Consider the following 18202-nt stretch of genomic DNA (forward strand, 5'->3'; position numbering starts at 1 on the left):
CCCGCAAGGCCGCCCTTTCAGGCGGCCGCCTCTGCGGGTTCGACCAGGGCGACGATATCCATCATGATCCGGTTCAGCTCAAAATCCTTGGGCGTATAGACGCGCGCGACGCCCATCTCCAAAAGCTTTGCCGCGTCATCCTCGGGGATAATGCCGCCGACCACCACCGGAACATGGGCAAGGCCAGCCGCGCGCATCCGCTCCATCAGCTCTTCGATCAACGGCAGGTGACTGCCCGAAAGGATCGACAGGCCGACGACATGGGCCTGATCCTGCGCAGCGCGGGTCACGATCTGTTCGGGGGTCAGGCGGATACCCTCATAGGTGATGTCCATGCCGCAGTCACGGGCGCGGAAGGCAATCTGCTCGGCACCGTTCGAATGACCGTCAAGACCGGGCTTGCCGACCACGAACTTCAGCCTGCGGCCAAGGCGGCGGCTGACAGCATCAACCGCCTCGCGGATCGGCTCCAGCCCCTCGGTCCGGTTCGAGGGGCTTGCCGATACGCCGGTCGGGGCACGGTATTCGCCGTGAACCTGACGCATCACCGCCGCCCATTCGCCGGTAGTCGCCCCAGCCTTGGCAGCGGCAATCGAGGGCGGCATCACATTCTGGCCCCTCTGCGCGGCATCGCGCAGCGCGGCGAGGGCGGCCTCGACGGCCCCCTCGTCGCGGGCCTCGCGCCATGCTTTCAGCCGGGCTATCTGTTCCTGTTCGACCGCCGGATCGACGATCATGATCCCGCCATCCCCGGCCGTCAGCGGCGAAGGCTCACCCTGTTGCCAACGGTTGACGCCCACGACCACCGTCTCATTCGCCTCGATCCGGTTCAGCCGTTCGGCATTCGATTCAACCAGCCGCGATTTCATATATTCGATCGCGGCGATCGCACCGCCCATCTCATCCAGCGTCGCAAGCTCTGCCCGGGCGCCCGCCTTCAGTTCGTCGACCTTGGCAGCGATCACGGGGTTGCCGTCGAATAGATCGCCATATTCCAGCAGGTCTGTCTCATAGGCAACGATCTGCTGCATCCGCAGCGACCATTGCTGATCCCACGGCCGCGGCAGACCCAGCGCCTCGTTCCATGCGGGCAACTGCACGGCACGGGCGCGGGCGTTTCTGGACAGCACCACCGCCAGCATCTCAAGCAGGATGCGATAGACGTTGTTTTCCGGCTGCTGCTCGGTCAGCCCCAGCGAGTTTACCTGCACACCATAGCGAAAGCGGCGGTATTTCTCGTCCTCGATGCCGTAACGCTCGCGGCAGATCTCATCCCACAGCTCGGTAAAGGCGCGCATCTTGCACATTTCGGTCACGAAACGGATGCCCGCGTTGACGAAAAAGCTGATGCGCCCGACCATCGCCGGAAAGTCCTGCGGCGCGACCTTGGTTTTCAGATCGTCCAGCACCGCGATACCGGTGGCCAGCGCATAGGCCAGTTCTTGTTCAGGCGTCGCCCCAGCCTCTTGCAGGTGGTAAGAGCAGACGTTCATCGGGTTCCATTTGGGCAGATGTTTCGCCGTATAGGCCGCCACATCCGTAATCATCCGAAGCGAGGGTTTCGGCGGGCAGATATAGGTCCCGCGCGACAGGTACTCTTTGATGATGTCGTTCTGCACCGTGCCTTGCAGACGCGAGATATCGGCCCCCTGCTCTTCGGCCACCGCGATGTAAAGCGACAGCAGCCAGGGCGCGGTCGCATTGATGGTCATCGAAGTATTCATCTGCTCCAGCGGGATCTGGTCGAAAAGCATCCGCATATCGCCCAGATGACAGATCGGAACACCGACCTTGCCGACCTCGCCCCGCGCCAGAACGTGGTCACTGTCATAGCCGGTCTGGGTCGGCAGGTCGAAAGCCACCGACAGACCAGTCTGCCCCTTGGCCAGGTTGGTACGATACAGTGCATTGGATTTCTCGGCGGTCGAATGGCCCGCATAGGTGCGGAAAAGCCAGGGTTTGTCTTTCTCGGCCACGATCTGCCCCCGAAATAATATTACGACTGACGGATGGATAGCGTAACAATCGTGCCCGGTCAATTCGCCGCATCGCAGAGATCGAAAGATGGCACATGACGAGGCATTCCGCCTGAAATTGCCGCAAACCGCTGCATACGGCCGCGCAATCGTACCGTCACCCGTACGATGCAGATGCAGAACCAGCCCGGCATGCTCTGCTGAAAGCTGATCTTTCGGCGGTTCTATACGGCTGAGGGTGATCGCAGGAGCAATCGTCGGATCAGCGTCCGCCGCGTCGCAGCAGATGAAATCCGTTACGACAGATTATTACAAATTCTTCATCAGGAATATTGCAATATTGCGCAACCGCCCTTACAACCAGCCTCACAACCCGCGCTGATTCTGCGCCGCGGCGGAAAGGCTGGCGCAAGGAAGCGGCAAGAGAGGAATGTGACATGGCCCTGGACCAACCGACCCCCATCGCGCCCTATGACGCGCCGGAAAAGGACCTTTACGAGATCGGCGAAATGCCGCCTCTGGGTTATGTGCCCAAGCAGATGTATTCCTGGGCCATCCGCCGTGAACGCCATGGCGAACCCGACAAAGCCATGCAGATCGAAGTCGTCGACACCCCCAGCATCGACAGCAACGAGGTGCTGGTCCTCGTGATGGCGGCAGGCGTCAACTACAACGGCATCTGGGCCTGCCTCGGCGTGCCGATCAGCCCCTTTGACGGCCATGGCGCGCCCTATCACATCGCTGGCTCGGACGCTGCGGGGATCGTCTGGAAGGTTGGCGACAAGGTCAAACGCTGGAAAGTCGGGGATGAGGTCGTCATCCACTGCAACCAGGACGACGGCGATGACGAGCATTGCAACGGCGGCGATCCGATGTTTTCGCCCAGCCAGCGCATCTGGGGCTATGAAACCCCGGACGGCAGCTTTGCTCAGTTCACCCGCGTTCAGGCCCAGCAGCTGATGCCCCGCCCGCGCCATCTGACCTGGGAGGAATCGGCCTGCTACACGCTGACCCTTGCCACCGCCTACCGCATGCTCTTTGGGCATGAACCACATGAGCTGAAACCGGGCATGAACGTGCTGGTCTGGGGCGCCTCGGGCGGGCTCGGCAGCTTTGCCATTCAGCTGATCAACACCGCTGGCGCCAATGCCATCGGCGTGATCTCGGATGAGGACAAGCGCGATTTCGTCATGAGCCTGGGGGCCAAAGGCGTCATCAACCGCAAAGAGTTCAAGTGCTGGGGTCAGCTGCCAAAGGTGAACACCCCTGAATATAAGGAATGGTTCAACGAGGCCCGCCGCTTTGGCAAGGCGATCTGGGACTTTACCGGCAAGGGCAACAACGTCGACATCGTTTTTGAACACCCAGGGGAGGCGACTTTCCCGGTCTCGACCTTCGTCTGCAAAAAGGGCGGCATGGTCGTGATCTGTGCCGGGACCTCGGGCTTTAACTGCACTTTTGACGTCCGCTACCTCTGGATGCACCAAAAGCGCCTGCAGGGCAGCCATTTCGCCCATCTGAAACAAGCATCCGAGGCCAACCGCCTGATGCTGGAACGCCGGCTCGATCCCTGTATGTCCGAGGTCTTTCCCTGGGCCGAGATCCCGCAGGCGCATGTGAAAATGCTGCGCAACGAACACAAGCCCGGCAATATGGCGGTACTGGTCCAGGCCCCGGTGACCGGCCTGCGCACCTTTGAGGACGCGCTTGAGGCGGGGCGCCGCTGACCCCGACCCTTGCGCATTCGGACCGTCCGGCGAGTGGAGGCGCCGGGCGGTCCTTTCTGTTTTGCGGGCGCCATTTGTCTGCGCAGACTGTCTCTGCCCTGTCAGCAGGCAGATGCGATTCGTCTTAAATCCTGATATTTTTGAATTTCCTGTCGCATAGATCGATCACTTCGCCGAAAATTTCGGCATTTTGCCTAACTTTTACCCTTCCCCCATTCAAACTGCCTGAAGCTTGCGCTAAGGAGCCGTCCGACCCCAAGGGAAGGATTCCGCGACATGCCGCAAATCGACGACAAGCTTGCTCCAATCTATGAAGAAGTGGTCCGCCGCAACGCGGGCGAGCCTGAATTCCATCAAGCTGTGCGCGAGGTTCTGGAAAGCCTTGGCCGTGTTGTCGCCAAGCGTCCCGATTACCTTGAGGACGCGCTGATCGAACGCATCTGCGAGCCCGAGCGTCAGATCATCTTTCGCGTGCCGTGGACCGACGACAAGGGCCGGGTTCAGATCAACCGCGGCTTTCGCGTCCAGTTCAGCTCGGCTATGGGTCCCTACAAGGGTGGCCTGCGCTTCCACCCTTCGGTGAACGTCGGCATCATCAAGTTCCTGGGCTTTGAGCAGATCTTCAAGAATGCGCTGACCGGCCTGCCCATCGGTGGCGGAAAAGGCGGCTCGGACTTTGATCCAAAAGGCCGTTCGGATGGCGAAGTCATGCGCTTTTGCCAAAGCTTCATGACCGAGCTTTACCGCCACCTTGGCGAATATACTGACGTGCCTGCAGGCGATATCGGCGTTGGGGCGCGCGAGATCGGCTATATGTTCGGCCAGTATAAGCGGCTGACCAACCGCTATGAGGCCGGCGTGTTGACCGGCAAGGGCCTGTTCTATGGCGGCTCTCTGGCCCGCAAAGAGGCGACCGGCTACGGCAATACCTATTTCACGCAGGCCATGCTGCGCACCGGCGGCACCGATTTCGACGGCAAGCGCGTCGTCGTCTCGGGCTCGGGCAATGTCGCGATCTACACCATCGAAAAGGTGCAGGAATTCGGCGGCAAGGTCATCGCCTGCTCGGACAGCTCGGGCTATATCGTGGACGAAGCCGGGATCGACCTTGAACTTCTCAAGGAAATCAAAGAGGTGCGCCGCGCCCGTATCTCGCAATACATCCGCGTGAAGGGCGAGGGCAACGGTGCCTATTTCGTGAAATCCGGCGAAGGCTCGATCTGGGACGTGGCTTGCGACGTCGCCATGCCCTCGGCCACCCAGAACGAGCTGACCGGCAAGGACGCAACCAGGCTGATCCGCAACGGCGTTATCGCTGTCGGCGAAGGCGCGAACATGCCCTGCACGCCCGAAGCAATCCGCACCTTCCAGCAGGCCGGCGTCAAGTTCGGCCCCGGCAAGGCCGCAAATGCCGGCGGCGTCGCGACTTCGGCGCTGGAGATGCAGCAAAATGCATCGCGTGATCGCTGGACCTTCGAGCAGACCGAATCGCGTCTGGCCACGATCATGCGCGACATTCATGACAGCTGCTACACCACCGCCGAGGAATTCGGCGCGCCCGGCGACTATGTCATCGGCGCGAATATCGCGGGCTTTATCCGCGTGGCCGAGCCAATGCGCGCTTTTGGCGTAATCTGATCCTGCGGTGCGGGCCGGGATCCTTCCGGCCCGCCTGCTTGCCAGCCCGGTACGCGACCGCTAATCGGCGGGAATGTTATTTTCTACGGGTTGCCACCAGTTATGCTGATCTTCATCAAGCCTCGCATCGTGCTACTGTCGGTCCCAAAGACCGGCACCACGGCCCTGGAAGAGGCGCTCGCCCCCAAGGCCGAGATCGTCCTGCGCACCCGGCCCGAGATCAAGCATCTGAACCTGAAACAGTATCGCGCACGCATCCGCCCCCTGCTCGCCCCTCTGGGCAATCCCGAGTTCCAGACCGTCGCTGTGATCCGCGAGCCGCTGGAATGGCTGCGCAGCTGGTATCGCTTTCGGGCCCGCGACACGCTGATCGGTCATCCCAACAGTACCGCCCATATCAGCTTTGAACGTTTCGCCGCCGATTACCTGCTGGAAATGGACAACCGCCCCGCCTATGCCCGGCTCGGTCGGCAATCCGACCTGCTGACCGACCAACAGGGCAATATCGCTGTCGATTACATCTTCCGTTATGAGGCCATGCCCGCACTGACGGAATTCCTGTCACGGCGGCTGGAGACGCCAATCCGGCTGCCACGCCGCAATGTCTCGCCCACAGCCGTGACCGAGCTTGAGCCCGAAACCGAGGTCAGGCTGCGCGAAACCCTGTCGCGCGACTATCAGATCTGGCAGGCCGCGCGTCAGACGCCGTAAAGCGCCTTTGCCCGATCTTCAAAGGCACGGACGATGCGCGACATCGCCTCGCCAAAGACGACGCCGATCACTTTGCCCAGCACGGCGTTGCGGAACTCGAAATCGACAAAGAAATCGACACGGCAGCCGCCTTCGGGCAGGTCGGCAAAGGCCCAGCCGCTGCGCAGATATTTGAACGGCCCGTCCAGATATTCGGTGTCGATGCGCTTATCCTGCGGCCACAGCGTGACGCGAGAACCGAATCGCTCGCGAAAGACCTTGAAGCTGATGACCAGATCGGCCTCGACCACCTCGCTGCCCGGCGCCCCCGGCCTGCGTGAGCGGATACGGGCGGCGGTATTCCATGGCAGGAACTGCGGGTACCTTTCGATATCGGCCACCAGTGCATACATCTGGTCGGCGGTATAAGGTAGATTTCGGCTGTCGCTGTGCTGAGGCAAGGCTCGTCCCGGGACGTATTCGAATTTCGGCGCAGCACTAGCAGGGAAAGGGACACATGAACAACCTCATCTGGCTGATCCGGGCGTCACGTTGGGCGCGTAATCCGCCCAGTGCCCGCATGGTCAAGCTGGTGTTCGCCGTCATCGCCCTTGGTCTGGTGATCGCGGGGCTGGAATATTTCGGCCTTTGGCCCGACTGGGCAACGACCGAACGGCCGCGCGGCATCCATTTGCAGCGCCCGTAAGGCGCGGCACTGCCGCGCCCTTTGATCCCGGCGCGCCCCGCCAGCTTACAGCCCTGCCGCAGCAAAGGTGTCGCATTGCGCCATCTGCCCCGAGGCAAAGCCGCGCTTGAACCAGGTCTGGCGCTGTTCGGCCGAACCATGGGTAAAGGCGTCCGGCACCGGCGCGCGTCCGGCCTTTTCCATCAGCGTATCATCGCCCACCGCAGCGGCAGCGTTGATCGCCTCGGCAATATCGCCGTCATCAATGCTGTTGAATTGCTGGCTGGCGTGATGGGCCCAGACACCGGCGAAACAGTCGGCCTGCAACTCGGTCAGCACCGAAATGCGGTTTGCCTGGGCCTGCCCGCTTTGCTGACGCGCCTGCATGGTCTGGCTAAGGATCCCCAGCTGGTTCTGGACATGGTGGCCGATCTCATGAGCGATGACATAGGCATAGGCGAAATCTCCGCCCGCCTGCATGCGCTGGCTCATGACGCGGAAAAAGTCGGTGTCCAGATACACCTTGCGGTCGTTCGGGCAATAGAACGGTCCCATCGCCGCCGAAGCACCACCGCAAGCCGATTGCACCGCGCCCGAGAACATCACAAGCGATGGCTGAACGTAGTCAGTCCCCGCCTGCCGGGGCAGGACCGAGGCCCAGACCTCTTCGGTATCGGCAAGCACGACCGAAACGAACTGGCCGATCTCCTGCTCTTCCTGGGTCAGTTCACGCGGCTCGGTTGACTGGCCGCCCTGATCAATCGCTCCGACGATGGGTGAGATGTCGATGCCGAAGAAATAGCCCACGGCAAGCACTACCAGCACGCCGACCACACCCATGCCGCCGGCAGTACCGGCCCGGCCCATGCTGCGCCGGTCCTCGACATTCCTGCTGCCGCGTCTGCCCCGCCATTCCATCGAGCATTCCTCCCATCGCGATGCGCTGCTCACGCCAAGGTTACTGCAACCCCGGCCATGCACAACACCGACGTGGGGTTGACAGTTCCGGCCTGCCCCCGCAGCACAGGGACCGCAGCGGCAAGGGGCGGGACATGTTCGACTGGGTGGTTTCGACGATCGAAAGCTGGGGCTATCTTGGCGTGTTCGTGCTGATGGTGGCCGAGCATATCTTTCCCCCCATCCCGTCCGAGGTAATCATGCCGCTGGCCGGTTTCCTGGCCGCAAGCGGACGTATGTCGCTGACCCTGACCATCGTGACCGGCACGCTTGGTTCGGTTCTGGGTACCATGATCTGGTATTGGATCGGCCTGTGGTTCGGAGAAGAGCGGCTCAAGCGTTTTGCCGCGCGCCATGGGCGGCTGCTGACGCTGTCACCTTCGGACATTGATGCGGCGCATGACTGGTTCCAGCGTCACGGCGCGATGACGGTATTTTTCGGCCGCATGATCCCGGCAATCCGCACACTTATTTCAGTTCCGGCCGGGCTTGCCCGGATGCCGATGTGGAAATTCCTGATCTATACGGTGATCGGCAGCGCGTTGTGGACCGGAGTACTGACCTTTGCCGGGCTGATGCTGCATGAAAACTATGTGCTCGTCGGCGATTACATCGACCCGCTGTCCAAACTGGTCGTGATCGCCGTGGTGGTGGTCTATCTCTATCGCGTGATCACCTGGAAACCGCATTGAGATCACGCAATTGGCACTTGCCGGGCAAGCGTGGCGGCCCTAACCCAAGCGCATGAGCGAAGTATCAAGCAAACAGATCGCCGTGACCGCCGCCGCAGGTTCTGCCGCGCTGCTGGCCGCCGCGCTGACCTTTCAGATGCTCGGCTATGCGCCTTGCGAGCTTTGCATCCTGCAACGCTGGCCGCATCTTGTGGCTGCAATCGTCGGCGTGCTGATCTGGTGGCTGGGCTGGAAACGCTGGCTGGCCGCGCTGGGGCTGATCGCTGCGCTTTGCGCCACCGGCTTTGCGATTTATCACGCCGGGGTCGAGCTGAAGCTGTGGCTGGGACCGCAGCATTGCTCGGGCGGCGTGGCGGGGCTGGCGACGCTCTCGACTCAGGACCTGCTGACCGCGCTGGAGGCGGCGCCGGTCGTGCGCTGCGACGAAGTAAGCTGGAGCTTGTTCGGCATCTCGATGGCGGGCTGGAACGCGATCTGCTCGGCGCTGCTTTCGGCGCTGTGGCTGGTGTCGGTCCGGGGTCGCAGCCGGGTGAAAGGCATCGCTTAAGGCAGGGAATCGCCCAGTAAAGGCCGCGTCAAGATTGCACCCAAGGCAGGTATGGGATAGACCCGTTACCAACAAGATCTTGAGGTTTTCCCGTGGCCGACACCCCTGAAAACGACGACGATACCCCCGAAGCCGGCTCGCCCGAGCGTGCGGTGATGGCCCATGACGGTCCGGTGATCGACATCGCGCATGAAATGCGCTCGTCCTATCTGGACTATGCCATGTCGGTTATCGTCAGCCGGGCGATTCCCGATCTGCGCGACGGGCTCAAGCCCGTGCACCGCCGCGTGCTGTTTGCGATGCACGAAACCGGCAACACCCATGACAAACCCTATCGCAAATCGGCCCGCCCGGTTGGCGATACGATGGGTAAATATCACCCGCATGGCGACGCCTCGATCTATGACGCCTTGGTGCGGATGGCTCAGCCGTTTTCAATGTCGCTGCCGCTGCTGGACGGTCAGGGCAATTTTGGCAGCATGGACGGCGACAGCCCGGCAGCCATGCGCTATACCGAAGTGCGGATGGCCAAGCCTTCGGCCTATCTGCTGATGGATATCGACAAGGATACAGTCGATTTTCAGGACAACTATGACGGCAAGGACCGTGAGCCGACCGTCCTGCCGGCGCGCTTTCCCAACATGCTGGTCAATGGCGCGGGCGGCATCGCCGTTGGCATGGCGACCAACATCCCGCCCCACAACCTGGGCGAAGTGGTCGATGCAACGCTGGCGCTGATCGAGAACCCCGACCTGCCGACCGAGCGTCTGCTGGAAATCGTCCCCGGCCCGGACTTCCCGACCGGCGGCCTGATCCTTGGCCGCGCGGGCGCACGCAAGGCCTATCTTGAAGGCCGCGGCAGCATCATCGTGCGCGCCAAGACCCGGATCGAGGAAACCCGCGCCGGTCGTCAGGCGATCATCCTTGATGAGATCCCCTATCAGGTCAACAAGGCGGGGCTGATCGAAAAGATCGCCGAGCTTGCCAAGGAAAAACGCATCGAGGGCATCGCTCATGTGCAGGACGAATCCGACCGCGTCGGCGTCCGCGTGGTGATTGAGCTAAAGCGCGATGCCACGGCCGAGGTCGTGCTGAACCAGCTGTTCCGTTTTACCCCGATGCAGACAAGCTTTGGCGCCAACATGCTGGCGCTGAACGGCGGTCGGCCTGAACAGCTGACACTGCGCGATTTCCTGACCCACTTCATTGCATTCCGCGAAGAGGTCGTCGCCCGCCGCACCGCCTATGAGCTGCGCAAGGCGCGCGAACGCGCCCATGTGCTGTGCGGACTTGCCGTGGCCGTGTCGAATGTCGATGAGGTGGTTGCGACGATCCGCAGTTCGGCCGATGCGGCCGAGGCGCGTGAACGGCTGATGACCCGCCGCTGGCCCGCCCGGGAAATCGTCGAATATCTGAAGCTGATCGACGACCCGCTGCATCCGGTGAACGAAGACGGGACCTACAACCTGTCCGAGGCCCAGGCCCGCGCCATTCTGGAACTGCGCCTGCAGCGCCTGACCCAGCTTGGCGTGCAAGAGGTTACGGATGAGCTGAAATCGCTGGCCGAATCAATCCGGGATTTCCTGGCCATCCTCGCCTCGCGCGAAAGGATCATGGATATCATCTCGGACGAACTGCGCGAGGTAAGAGAGCTTTTCGCCGTACCGCGCCGGACCGAGATCACCGACTGGGCTGGCGATCTGGACGACGAGGACCTGATCGAGCGCGAGGATATGGTCGTCACCATCACCTCGGGCGGCTATATCAAACGTACCGCTCTGGCCGAATTCCGTGCTCAACGGCGCGGCGGCAAGGGCCTGTCGGGCATGGCCACAAAAGAAGATGACGTCGTTACCACGCTCTTTGTCGCCAATACCCACACCGAGCTGTTGTTCTTTACCACCGATGGCATGGTCTATCGGATGAAGTGCTGGCGCCTGCCCCTGGGCGGACGGACCTCGAAGGGCAAGGCGATCGTCAACATCCTGCCGATTCAGCCCGGGGTATCAATCGCGGCACTGATGCCGGTCGATGCACCTGAAAAGGATTGGGAAGATTATCAGGTGGTCTTTGCCACATCCGAAGGTGATGTGCGCCGCAACGCCCTGTCCGATTTTGCCAATGTCATGCGCAACGGCAAGATCGCCATGCGCCTGCCCGAGGGGGTCGAGTTGATCGGTGCACGCATGGCGACCGAGAATGACGATGTCATGCTGGTGACCGCCGCCGGCCGGGCGATCCGCTTCCCGACCACTGATGTCCGGGTGTTCAAAGGCCGCGATTCCACGGGTGTCCGCGGCATCCGGCTGGCCGAAGGCGACCGTGTGGTCAGCATGTCGGTCATCCGCCATTTCGAGGCCGATCCTGCCGAACGTGCCGCCTATCTGAAGATGCGCCGCGCTGTCGAAGGCGCACTGGACGATGGCGCCGAGGCCGATGAGGACGAAGATCACGTCGCCGAAACCGCGATCAGCCAGGAACGCTATGCCGAAATGTCTGCGGCCGAAGATCTGATCCTGACCATCACTTCGCGTGGATCGGGCAAGATCAGCTCGTCCCACGACTATCCTGTGCGCGGACGTGGCGGTCAGGGCGTCATGGCGATGGACAAAGCGATGCGCGGCGGGCCTCTGGTCGCAAGCTTCCCGGTCGAACGGGACGATCAGATCATGCTGGCAACCTCGACCGGTCAGTCGATCCGTGTGCCTGTCGATCAAATCAGCTTCCGTTCACGTTCTGCCGGCGGCGTACGCGTGTTTAACACCGCTTCGGATGAAGAAGTGGTTTCTGTTGCCCGTATCGCCGAGAATGGCGAGGATGATGCCGAGGCCTGAGGCGACAGCCCCGGGCCGTGACCGGCGCGCATCCGCGCGGACCATCGCCGGCAATGTGAGGACAGCGGATTGAACAGGCGGGATTCGAATCTGGCCGTGCGGCTGCAGACCGGTTTTCTGGGCGTGATCGCCTTTGGCCTGATCCTGTTTTTGCTGGTACAGGCGCGCTTTATCCTGATCTGCCTTGTCCTTGCGATTATCATTTTTTCGCTGACAAGCGATGCGATCTCTGCCTTTGCCCGGCTGAAGGTGCCCAACTGGCTGGCAACCACGCTGGCGCTGATTGCCATTGCCATCGGCCTGCTTTGGGCCGCGACCGCAGTGGTGGCGCAGGTGAACGAAGTCGTCTCGATCTCAATTACCTACGCCGACCGGGCACAGGTTGCACTGGCACGGCTAAGCCAGGAATGGGGCCCGAATGTGCAAGAGGCGATCGGCACCTTCATGGGCAATATCGACTTTGCGGGCTGGTTGCGGTCAGCTGCGGCGCAGGCATCAAACCTGATTTCGGGCTCGGTCCTGATCCTGACCTTTGTCGGCTTCATGTTCAGTGAACGGATCTGGTTTCCCATCAAGATCGAGCGCCTGACCGGAGATCCGACCCGCGCCCAGCAGGTGCTTGAGACCGTTCACAAGATCATGCGGCGCGTGAACCGCTATCTGGTCGTCAAGGCGGCAATCAGCGCGGTCACTGCGATGCTGATCTGGGCGATCTTTCGCATCGAAGGGCTCGAACTCGCCGGCGCGGTCGCCATGCTGACTTTCATCCTGAACTTCATCCCGACGCTGGGTTCGATCATCGCCACGGTGATCACCTTTGCCATGGTGCTGGCGCAGACCGGGGACCCTGCAACCACCCTGACCGTCGGCGGCCTGACGGTTGCGGTTCAGTTCATCATCGGCAATGTCTTCGACCCCATGCTGTTGGGACAGACGCTGCGGCTTTCGTCATTCGGGATCGTGCTGTCTCTGGCTTTCTGGGGAGTGATCTGGGGAATCGCCGGTACCTTCCTTGCCGTGCCGATCATGGTCGCGATCATGATCGTCTGCGCCCAGATCCCATGGTTGCGCCCTGTAGCGATCATGCTGTCGCAAGAGGGCCTGCCCGAGCAAGAGCCGACAACCCGCCTGCGCCGCTAACCCCTCACGCGGGGTTATGACAGCTCGGCCCCTTCTTCATGCTGTTCATGAACAAAGATGTCCCGCGCAGGCCGGGTGCTGCCCGGCAGGACGATGCCGTTTTCGGCAAAGCGTTGCAGGATCTGATGGTTGATTTCCGACACGACGCCTGTGCCGCCGTTGATATCGGCCAGAATGGCGCGCAGCTCAAAATTCAGGCCGTCGGCGGTGATACCGCGCAGCATCACGGCGGGGGCCGGATTGACCAGCACGGTCGGTTGATCCTCGGCAATTTCGCGCAGAATTTCGGCGACCTGACGACTGTCAGAGCCATGGGCGACCGTCACCGGAACCACAATCCGTCCGGCCAGGCTGCCACGCGTCCAGTTCGTCACCGGCTGGGTAATCAGGTTCGAGTTCGGCACGATAACCTGCGTGCGGTCAAAGGTCTCGATCTGCGTCGCGCGCACCGCCATGCGGCGAACGATACCCTGCTGGCCGCCAACTTCGATCCAGTCTCCAACCGCGATCGGGCGCTCGACCAGCAGGATGATGCCCGAGACGAAGTTTGACACCACCTGCTGCATACCGAAACCGATACCGACGGACAGGGCACCGGCGACAAAGGCCAGCGAGGTCAGGTCGATCCCCGCCGAAGTGACAGCAAAAACCGCCGCCAGCGCCACCCCGACATAGCCAATGATTGAGGTGACGGCGTTCTGCCCCCCGGCATCCAGCCGCGTCTTGGGCAGGATCGAGCTGCGGAACGCGCCCTGCACAAAGCCGGTCAGCGAATAGCCGACCGCAAAGACAATCAGGAATGTCAGAATCGCCATTGGCGACAGGCGCACGCCACCAAAGGAAAAGCCCTGCTGGGCCTTGGTCCATGCCTCGACCAGATCGCTTGGGCGCGCGCCCCAGATCAGCGCGAACAGCGGCAAGGACAGCAAGATCAGCGCAAAGCCGAACAGCACCGGCATCAGCGCATCGCGCGCCGACTGGTCGCCGCCCTTGGCCATGGCGTAAAAGTCGGCAATGAAGTCCTGCAGGATGATCAGCAGCCCGACCAGCGCCAGCGTCCGCACCAGCGCCCAAAGCATGGCGTTCCCGGCAGTGACATAGCCCAGAGCCACCAGAACCGGCGTTGCCAGCGCGATCACCCGGCCAACCATGGTCAGGAAGTTCACCACCCGAATGCGATAATCCGGGGCGGCAGAGGCTTCATTCATCCGCAGGCCACGCAGCACGGTGCATAGGCGGAAAAGACAGAACGCCCCGAACAGCACCAGCAGGAAATGCCAGACCCCGGCCGAAGCCTCGCTGATACGTTGGGGCACGGTGTTGGTGTCATTCTGGCTGTTAAAGCCCGACAGAGGCAGGATCGTCCGCGAGAATAGCTGGTGCAGCGCAAGTGCGGCCGACAGAAGCGTGGCGCGGGCACGGGCCTTGGCGCGGCGCTCTTCGCTCATTGGCAGGGGGGGCTGACCAGCGGTGTCGGCGGTTGGGAACAGCCGCCGCGCCAGCCAGACGCCACCAAAGAACGACAGCCCCGCCGCCGGGATCGAGCGCAGAAGCGGCATCCCCCAGTCATCGACCAGATCGGTTGAGGCCACCGCGGCGGCCACCAAAATCACCCCGATCAGCGGAATGGCGATCTGTCCCAGCGAGACGCCAAAGATCAGCGCCGCGCGAGACCGCTCGCTCGCCCGCGCCGACAGTCGCGAAGGCAATGAATCGACCCAGCGCCGTCCCTGCGACAAAAGCAGCAGCGCAACCAGCAGCAGTCCACCGATCAGCGGCAGTCGTTGGGTAAAGCCCGACATGCCCCCTGTACTGTCCCAACGGCTATGCGCCTCGTCATAGATCTGGGTCGCGACATGGGCAGCTTCGGCAACCGCAGGGGTCCAGTTCGCCGGGTTGATCGGCGCCGGTGTCTTGCGGATCAGGGCGAAATTCTGGCGAGCGCGCAATGTCTGGTCGATCTGCGCGACGATGCCATCAGCCCGACCATAGGCCTCGACCGCTTGCAAGCCCGGCGCCTGCAACGCCGCAAGCTGTTCGTTCAGTTCCTTGCGGCGAGCGGCGATTTCCTCGGATTCCGTCTCACCCTCGGCCGGGGCTGGGCCCAGGGCTGCGATCTGATCCTTAAGCGTGGCGATGCGGGTGGCGTTAACACCCTGCCCCGCCTTGAGCTTTTCCCGCCACTTGACCACCTCGTCGCGGATGGTCTGCAACCTCGCATCATTGGCCGAGCCGGATTCAAGGATCTGCTCGGCCTGTTCGGCAAGCTTGTTCCAGGCAACAAGATCCGGTGCCTCCTGCTCTTGCTGAGCAAAGGCAGGGGAACACAGGATCAGAAACAGCGCGACAATAAAGGACGTCAGGCGGGACATTGCGCAGGTCAATCCTGATAGACCTCGGGCAGGTTGGCGGGCTTGCGGCCCATCCACTCTGGCACCGGCAGCGCCTTGGCGCGCAAGAAGTCCGGGTTGAACAGCTTGGTCTGGTAACGCGTGCCATAGTCGCAAAGCACGGTGACGATCGTGTGCCCCGGCCCCATTTCGCGGGCCATGCGGATTGCCCCGGCGACGTTCACGCCGGACGAGCCGCCAAGGCACAGCCCCTCATGCTCCAGCAGATCAAAGATCACCGGCAGAGCCTCGGAATCGGGGATGCGATACGAGAAATCGGGGGTGAAACCTTCGAGGTTCGCGGTAATGCGGCCCTGACCGATCCCCTCGGTAATAGAAGAGCCGGGGGATTCGAACTTGCCCTCGGTGTAAAAACTGTGAAGTGCTGCGCCTTCGGGATCGGCCAGACCGATCTTGACCCCTTTGGGTTGCAGCGCCATGGCCACACCCGCCAGCGTCCCACCCGAGCCGACCGCACAGATGAACCCGTCCACGCGCCCGCCGGTCTGCTCCCAAATCTCGGGCCCGGTGGTTTCCAGATGCGCCTGCCGGTTGGCGGTATTGTCAAACTGATTGGCCCAGATCGCGCCGTTCGGTTCGGTCCGCGCCAGCTCTTCGGCCAAACGGCCAGAGTAGCGCACATAGTTATTAGGGTTCTTGTAGGGCTGCGCCGGCACCTCGACCAGTTCGGCACCTGCAAGACGCAGCATGTCCTTTTTCTCCTGGCTCTGCGTCTCGGGGATGACGATGACCGAGCGGAAGCCCATCGAGGCTCCGACCAGGGCCAGGCCGATACCGGTGTTGCCGGCCGTACCCTCGACAATTGTGCCGCCGGGTTTCAGCTCACCCCGGGCGACCGCGTCCTTGATGATGTAAAGCGCGGCGCGATCCTTGACCGACTGGCCCGGGTTCATGAACTCGGCCTTGCCCAGAATCTCGCAGCCGGTCTCTTCCGAGGCGCGGCGTAGCCGGATCAGGGGAGTGTTGCCGATGGCAGAGGCGAGGTCAGGGCAGATGCGCATGGGCTTGGCCTTTCGCAGGATGTTCCCGCCCGGTTATACGCTGCCCCTCGACGGCGGCAACCCCGGCTGGGCCTTTGCGGGCTCGTCAAGCCCCAGTTCGCGGCGGATCTCGTCATGGCGCAGCTCAAGCCACAGCGCAAGATTCAGCAAGGGCCCGTTACGGATCTCGCCCGCCAATGCCATGCGCGTCAGTTCCGCCCGGGGGATCAGATGCGAGCGGATATCCTCATCCTCGCTCGCAAGCCCGCCAAGACCGGCGATGTCATCGGGCAGATCAGCAATGCCGACATAGAGGTACAGATACTCGGCCATCGCGCCGGGGCTGGGATAATTATGTGGTGCGGGGATAAGGCGGGACATCTGAATACCGGTTTCCTCGACCGCTTCGCGGCGGGCGGCCTGTTCGGGCGTCTCTGCGGCATCGACGCGGCCCGCCACGGTCTCATAGAGCCAAGGCTGAGCATCGCCACGCGCGACTGGCCCGGCCCGCAACTGGTCGATCAGCATGACCCGATCGCGCACCGGGTCCCAGGGCAGGACCACGGTCGCATCGCCGGAAACAAAGACCGCCCGCAGCAGCGGTGGCGTCCAGTCGCCATCGTTGCGATGCTGGCGCAGACGGATCGCTTCGATCGAGAAATACTCAGCATAGGGTTCGTCGACCGAATCAATTCGCACCCGGTCAGCGGCAACGGGACCGACATGGGGCAGCGGCGGCGTCTCATCCGCCGCGCGCAGACGCGAGGCAACCCATGCGGCGATCATCGGCAGACGCTTGCGTATCGCCTCGGCCGGGCGTTCTGGCGGCAAAGCAAGCAGCCAGCCAGCCATGGCGGCGGCAAGCCTGGGCTGCCATTCTGGCCCATGATCAGCGGCATCACCGAGGCCAAACAGCTCCAGCCCGTGATGAAACTGGGGCACAAGCCCAAAGATCTGAGCATAGCGGCGCAGTTCTGGCGTCCACGGGCTTTTCCAAAGCGGCAAGCTATCCTTGCCAACCTCAAGCCGGGGCCAGCCGTTTAGCGTAATCCCCGCAAATCCGCCGCCCCTCAGCGTCCCTTGCAAAGGCTGGGCCTCAACCGCATCCGGAGCAAGACGAGCGCGCATCAGCGGATGGGCAAGCGGCCCGATCAACAATGGCATGGCGGTTGCTCCTTGCGCTTGTAAACACCTGCGGACCAGAGCATGACTGTCATCGTTTCGCCGGGCCGCGAAATTTTTCACGGTTTTGGCGCGAAGCCCCTTGCGCTTCAACCCCTGCCCGTCTAAATCGCCGCCACCACCCGAAAGCGCGGAGAGGTGCCGGAGTGGTCGAACGGGGCGGTCTCGAAAACCGTTGAGCCTTCACGGGTTCCGTGGGTTCGAATCCCACCCTCTCCGCCATTTCAGACCGCCTCTGGGCACGCCAATCGCCGCCCTTGATCGGCAATAAGCGTCTTCAGCTGCTCCGTTTTCGATCCCATGATGCGGATTGCGTCGTCGGCGACCTCGACGCGCTGCGTCAGGGCGCGCAGGTGATCCCGCCGATAGCCGCCTTCGTGGCCGCGAATGCGCTCCCGCGCGCGGCGCGCGAACCCTTCGATCATTGCAGGGCTAAGGGCGCTGTGACCGGGGCTTTCAAGCATAGCCTGCGCGCGGTCGGCATCGACTCGCGCCTGATCACGGATGACCTTGAGATCGGCTATCTCTCCTTGAGAGCGGGATCATCCAAGTCCGCAACGCCCACCTTGATGGCATCATAGAGCCGCTTGAGGCGCGATTCCGATTCGGTGGTCTGCCGCTGCAAAGACGCGATGTGTTCGCGGCGGCGCTCGGCCTGATCCTCGCCGCGGCCAAGGATGCTGCCAAGCAGCTTCTCCAGACGGGCGGGATCGAGCGTAAGCGGCGGCGGCACCGCACCTGCT

At 62.4% G+C, this 18202-nt stretch carries 15 protein-coding genes, 1 tRNA gene and 1 pseudogene; 9 read left to right on the plus strand and 8 right to left on the minus strand.

Annotation, left to right across the window (positions count from 1 at the left end; all coding sequences use genetic code 11):
* Window positions 1-17: 17 nt before the first annotated feature.
* Entirely contained in the window at window positions 18-1976 is a 1959-nt protein-coding gene (locus PARACOCCUSGL_RS0109910) for a protein meaA (RefSeq protein ID WP_010395868.1), read from the minus strand.
* Window positions 1977-2413: 437 nt separating this feature from the next.
* Between PARACOCCUSGL_RS0109910 and ccrA the strand changes: the two genes are divergently transcribed.
* The 3 genes from ccrA (at window position 2414) to PARACOCCUSGL_RS0109925 (ending at window position 6052) form a co-directional block, all read left to right on the plus strand.
* A complete protein-coding gene (ccrA, locus tag PARACOCCUSGL_RS0109915) occupies window positions 2414-3703 on the plus strand; it encodes a crotonyl-CoA carboxylase/reductase (RefSeq protein WP_010395870.1) in 1290 nt (429 codons plus the stop codon).
* A 276-nt stretch (window positions 3704-3979) separates the two neighbouring features.
* Entirely contained in the window at window positions 3980-5341 is a 1362-nt protein-coding gene (gdhA, locus tag PARACOCCUSGL_RS0109920) for an NADP-specific glutamate dehydrogenase (protein ID WP_010395873.1), read from the plus strand.
* Window positions 5342-5443: 102 nt separating this feature from the next.
* Window positions 5444-6052 (plus strand): hypothetical protein, encoded by a 609-nt coding sequence (locus PARACOCCUSGL_RS0109925; RefSeq protein ID WP_010395876.1) that lies wholly within the window; start codon window positions 5444-5446, stop codon window positions 6050-6052.
* Here the strand turns inward: PARACOCCUSGL_RS0109925 and PARACOCCUSGL_RS0109930 are convergent.
* Window positions 6040-6492, minus strand: a complete 453-nt coding sequence (locus tag PARACOCCUSGL_RS0109930) for a type II toxin-antitoxin system RatA family toxin (protein WP_029371965.1) — start codon at window positions 6490-6492, stop codon at window positions 6040-6042. The genes PARACOCCUSGL_RS0109925 and PARACOCCUSGL_RS0109930 overlap by 13 nt on opposite strands.
* 56 nt (window positions 6493-6548) lie before the next feature.
* Here PARACOCCUSGL_RS0109930 and PARACOCCUSGL_RS0109935 point away from each other — a divergent pair, with 56 nt between their 5' ends.
* Complete coding sequence (locus PARACOCCUSGL_RS0109935; RefSeq protein WP_010395880.1) at window positions 6549-6737, plus strand: hypothetical protein; 189 nt, start codon at window positions 6549-6551, stop codon at window positions 6735-6737.
* A 45-nt stretch (window positions 6738-6782) separates the two neighbouring features.
* Here the strand turns inward: PARACOCCUSGL_RS0109935 and PARACOCCUSGL_RS0109940 are convergent, their stop codons facing one another.
* The gene (locus tag PARACOCCUSGL_RS0109940; RefSeq protein ID WP_010395882.1) at window positions 6783-7634 is read right to left on the minus strand and encodes a neutral zinc metallopeptidase; all 852 of its coding nucleotides are present in this window, start codon (window positions 7632-7634) and stop codon (window positions 6783-6785) included.
* Between the two features lie 134 nt (window positions 7635-7768).
* Between PARACOCCUSGL_RS0109940 and PARACOCCUSGL_RS0109945 the strand changes: the two genes are divergently transcribed.
* From PARACOCCUSGL_RS0109945 to PARACOCCUSGL_RS0109960, 4 genes are all read left to right on the plus strand, one after another.
* A complete protein-coding gene (locus tag PARACOCCUSGL_RS0109945; RefSeq protein ID WP_010395885.1) occupies window positions 7769-8365 on the plus strand; it encodes a DedA family protein in 597 nt (198 codons plus the stop codon).
* 52 nt (window positions 8366-8417) lie between these two features.
* Window positions 8418-8912 carry a disulfide bond formation protein B gene (locus tag PARACOCCUSGL_RS0109950; RefSeq protein WP_010395888.1) on the plus strand — a complete coding sequence of 165 codons (495 nt, stop codon included), beginning with the start codon at window positions 8418-8420 and terminating at the stop codon, window positions 8910-8912.
* Window positions 8913-9004: 92 nt separating this feature from the next.
* Window positions 9005-11746, plus strand: a complete 2742-nt coding sequence (gene gyrA, locus PARACOCCUSGL_RS0109955; RefSeq protein WP_010395892.1) for a DNA gyrase subunit A — start codon at window positions 9005-9007, stop codon at window positions 11744-11746.
* Window positions 11747-11815: 69 nt separating this feature from the next.
* On the plus strand, window positions 11816-12886 hold the full coding sequence (locus PARACOCCUSGL_RS0109960; RefSeq protein WP_010395895.1) for an AI-2E family transporter: 1071 nt from the start codon (window positions 11816-11818) through the stop codon (window positions 12884-12886).
* Between the two features lie 14 nt (window positions 12887-12900).
* Here the strand turns inward: PARACOCCUSGL_RS0109960 and PARACOCCUSGL_RS0109965 are convergent, their stop codons facing one another.
* From PARACOCCUSGL_RS0109965 to PARACOCCUSGL_RS0109975, 3 genes are read right to left on the minus strand one after another with little or no spacing between them, the layout of a single operon-like run.
* Window positions 12901-15258, minus strand: a complete 2358-nt coding sequence (locus PARACOCCUSGL_RS0109965) for a DUF3772 domain-containing protein (protein WP_010395897.1) — start codon at window positions 15256-15258, stop codon at window positions 12901-12903.
* Between the two features lie 8 nt (window positions 15259-15266).
* Window positions 15267-16298, minus strand: coding sequence for a cysteine synthase A (locus PARACOCCUSGL_RS0109970; protein ID WP_010395899.1), 1032 nt, complete (start codon window positions 16296-16298; stop codon window positions 15267-15269).
* 33 nt (window positions 16299-16331) lie between these two features.
* On the minus strand, window positions 16332-17441 hold the full coding sequence (locus tag PARACOCCUSGL_RS0109975) for an NUDIX domain-containing protein (RefSeq protein ID WP_010395901.1): 1110 nt from the start codon (window positions 17439-17441) through the stop codon (window positions 16332-16334).
* 150 nt (window positions 17442-17591) lie between these two features.
* Here PARACOCCUSGL_RS0109975 and PARACOCCUSGL_RS0109985 point away from each other — a divergent pair.
* Window positions 17592-17681 (plus strand) — tRNA-Ser (locus tag PARACOCCUSGL_RS0109985).
* A gap of 2 nt (window positions 17682-17683) precedes the next feature.
* Here PARACOCCUSGL_RS0109985 and PARACOCCUSGL_RS0109990 read toward each other — a convergent pair.
* A complete protein-coding gene (locus PARACOCCUSGL_RS0109990) occupies window positions 17684-17884 on the minus strand; it encodes a hypothetical protein (RefSeq protein ID WP_138918327.1) in 201 nt (66 codons plus the stop codon).
* A 95-nt stretch (window positions 17885-17979) separates the two neighbouring features.
* Window positions 17980-18202, minus strand: a pseudogene (locus tag PARACOCCUSGL_RS22030) (hypothetical protein); the annotation flags it as partial.

The organism is Paracoccus sp. TRP (assembly GCF_000185925.1).
Lineage (GTDB): Bacteria > Pseudomonadota > Alphaproteobacteria > Rhodobacterales > Rhodobacteraceae > Paracoccus > Paracoccus kondratievae.

What these genes read in the sequence shown, in the direction of transcription:
- ccrA (WP_010395870.1), top strand. Translation starts at nt 2,414, where the DNA reads ATGGCCCTGGACCAACCGACCCCCATCGCGCCCTATGACGCGCCGGAA.
- gdhA (WP_010395873.1), top strand. Translation starts at nt 3,980, where the DNA reads ATGCCGCAAATCGACGACAAGCTTGCTCCAATCTATGAAGAAGTGGTC.
- PARACOCCUSGL_RS0109925 (WP_010395876.1), top strand. Translation starts at nt 5,444, where the DNA reads ATGCTGATCTTCATCAAGCCTCGCATCGTGCTACTGTCGGTCCCAAAG.
- PARACOCCUSGL_RS0109935 (WP_010395880.1), top strand. Translation starts at nt 6,549, where the DNA reads ATGAACAACCTCATCTGGCTGATCCGGGCGTCACGTTGGGCGCGTAAT.
- PARACOCCUSGL_RS0109940 (WP_010395882.1), bottom strand. Translation starts at nt 7,634, where the DNA reads ATGGAATGGCGGGGCAGACGCGGCAGCAGGAATGTCGAGGACCGGCGC.
- PARACOCCUSGL_RS0109945 (WP_010395885.1), top strand. Translation starts at nt 7,769, where the DNA reads ATGTTCGACTGGGTGGTTTCGACGATCGAAAGCTGGGGCTATCTTGGC.
- PARACOCCUSGL_RS0109950 (WP_010395888.1), top strand. Translation starts at nt 8,418, where the DNA reads ATGAGCGAAGTATCAAGCAAACAGATCGCCGTGACCGCCGCCGCAGGT.
- PARACOCCUSGL_RS0109965 (WP_010395897.1), bottom strand. Translation starts at nt 15,258, where the DNA reads ATGTCCCGCCTGACGTCCTTTATTGTCGCGCTGTTTCTGATCCTGTGT.
- PARACOCCUSGL_RS0109970 (WP_010395899.1), bottom strand. Translation starts at nt 16,298, where the DNA reads ATGCGCATCTGCCCTGACCTCGCCTCTGCCATCGGCAACACTCCCCTG.
- PARACOCCUSGL_RS0109975 (WP_010395901.1), bottom strand. Translation starts at nt 17,441, where the DNA reads ATGCCATTGTTGATCGGGCCGCTTGCCCATCCGCTGATGCGCGCTCGT.
- PARACOCCUSGL_RS0109990 (WP_138918327.1), bottom strand. Translation starts at nt 17,884, where the DNA reads ATGATCGAAGGGTTCGCGCGCCGCGCGCGGGAGCGCATTCGCGGCCAC.